The sequence below is a fragment of the Halalkalicoccus subterraneus genome (assembly GCF_003697815.1).
Lineage (GTDB): Archaea > Halobacteriota > Halobacteria > Halobacteriales > Halalkalicoccaceae > Halalkalicoccus > Halalkalicoccus subterraneus.
Window position 1 is genome coordinate 1 of sequence record NZ_RDQG01000096.1, and the last position, 1,893, is coordinate 1,893.

Sequence of the window (1,893 nt, forward strand, 5' to 3'; positions counted from 1 at the left end):
GAGGGGCATGTTCTGGTAGTGCTCGAGGGCGCGCAGTCGGCGGTCGAGCATCCAGTCGGGTTCGTCTTTGTCGTCGCTGATGAGGCGGACGACCTCTTCGGTGAGGCCCTTGCCGGAGCGAAGCGCGCTTCGCTCCTCGTTTTTGTGGTCGAAGCGCTCCTGGTTCTTGGTGAGTTCTTCTGAGCTCATTGGTTGGTGTTAATGGTGGTTGTCGTACGGTTCAGGCCGTCTGGTAGACGTCCTCTCGGATCCAGTCGTACCCCTTGTCCTCGAGCTTCTCGGCGAGCGAGGCGTCGCCGCTCTTTGCGATCTGGCCGTCGAGCATCACGTGGACGTGGTCGGGCTCGACGTAGTCGAGGATCCGCTGGTAGTGGGTGATCTGGAGGATCCCGGTACCCTGCTCGTCGCGCAGCGCGTTGATCCCCTTCGAGACGTCCTGCAGGCGGTCGATGTCGAGCCCCGAGTCGATCTCGTCGAGCACGGCGATCGAGGGTTCCAAGAGAGCGGCCTGCAGCACCTCGTTCTGTTTCTTCTCCCCGCCCGAGAAGCCGGCGTTGAGGTACCGACGCGCGAACTTCTCGTCCATATCGAGCATCTCCATCTTTTCGCTGAGGAGCTGCTGGAACTCGGCGACGTCGATCTCGCCCTCCTCGACGTCGCCCTCCATCGGGCTGGTGTCGAAACCGGTGTCCTCGGACTCGGTGCGTTCCGGCTCCTCGCTCTCCTCGTCCTCGAACAGCTCCTTGCGACCCTCGAACTTGGCGTTGACCGCCGTTCGAAGGAAGTTCGACATCGTGACCCCTTCGATCTCGGCGGGGTATTGGAAACCGAGGAACACGCCCAGCGCGGCGCGCTCGTTGGGTTCGAGTTCGAGCAGGTTCCACGTTCGTTTGTCCTCGGGGATCTTGAAGTCCTCGCCGAAGTCGCCCTCCTCGAGGTGGATCAGCACCTCACCCTCAGTGACCTCGTAAGCCGGGTGGCCCGCGATGACCTTCGCTGTCGTGGACTTCCCGCTCCCGTTGGGTCCCATCAGTGCGTGGATCTCGCCCGAATGAACCTCGAGGTTCACACCGTTCAGGATCGTCTCTACCTCGTCGTCGTCCGCCACTTCCGCGTGTAGGTTTTTCAGTTCAAGTGTTGCCATAGTGGCTCCTCAATCGGCTAGACGGAGGGTCGTCGTGTCCATAATGGTTTCGTCTTCCCCCGAATCGGTTTTCGAATCGGTAACTTTCCTTCATATATCCATAACACAGCCGCTATACGAAGCTGCTGAGCCCCGTCTGCTGTTGGCCCGACTTCACCTCGTCCCACGAGATATCGAGCGCGGTGAGCACCCGCGAGATCGGTTTCTGGAGGGTCTTTTCGAGCATCGCGTCCCTATCGACCTCGAACTCCTCGGGAACCTGATCGGCGTACTCGAAACAGATCACGTCGGGGTTGCGCTTGAACTCGCGATACAGCGCGTTTCGCTGCGGGTCGAGACCCCGCTCTTCTTCGATGCCCCGGAAGAACTTCGGGTGGACCTTCTTGATGTAGACCAGTTTCGGCTTGCTTCCGCGATTGAAGTTCGTCCCCAACAGCAGGTTCGCGTACTTCGCGCCCCGGACTTGAGCGGTGTCGGTGTCGTAGTTGTCCAGTCGCTTCCCGATCCCGCCGGGGACCGCGATCCGGTCGAGGTCGATCTCGCCCGCCTGGAAGTCGGTAACGACGTCGTGGACGTAGCTCTTTACCTCCGCGAGGTCCTCCCCGAGGACGATCATCTCGATGACGTCCTTCTGAACCTCCTTGGTGATGGGCGCGATGTCCGAGCGTTTGTACTCGAAGCCCGTGATGTCGATGTCGTCGACGTCCTTGCCCTCCTTCCAGATGATGTGGCCCGCATACCGCTTTTTC

At 60.6% G+C, this 1,893-nt stretch carries 2 protein-coding genes and 1 pseudogene; all 3 read right to left on the reverse strand.

Going from position 1 to position 1,893, the window contains the following annotated elements; translation table 11 throughout:
* Positions 1–189: pseudogene (locus EAO80_RS18970) on the reverse strand (Fe-S cluster assembly protein SufB); the annotation flags it as partial.
* Positions 190–220: 31 nt separating this feature from the next.
* On the reverse strand, positions 221–1,144 hold the full coding sequence (locus EAO80_RS18975; RefSeq protein ID WP_122091383.1) for an ABC transporter ATP-binding protein: 924 nt from the start codon (positions 1,142–1,144) through the stop codon (positions 221–223).
* Positions 1,145–1,256: 112 nt separating this feature from the next.
* On the reverse strand, positions 1,257–1,893 hold a 637-nt coding region (locus tag EAO80_RS18980; RefSeq protein WP_281273065.1), incomplete at its 5' end, for a DNA polymerase domain-containing protein.

Coding starts and splice junctions, on each gene's coding strand:
- EAO80_RS18975 (WP_122091383.1), bottom strand. CDS start 1,144: ATGGCAACACTTGAACTGAAAAACCTACACGCGGAAGTGGCGGACGAC.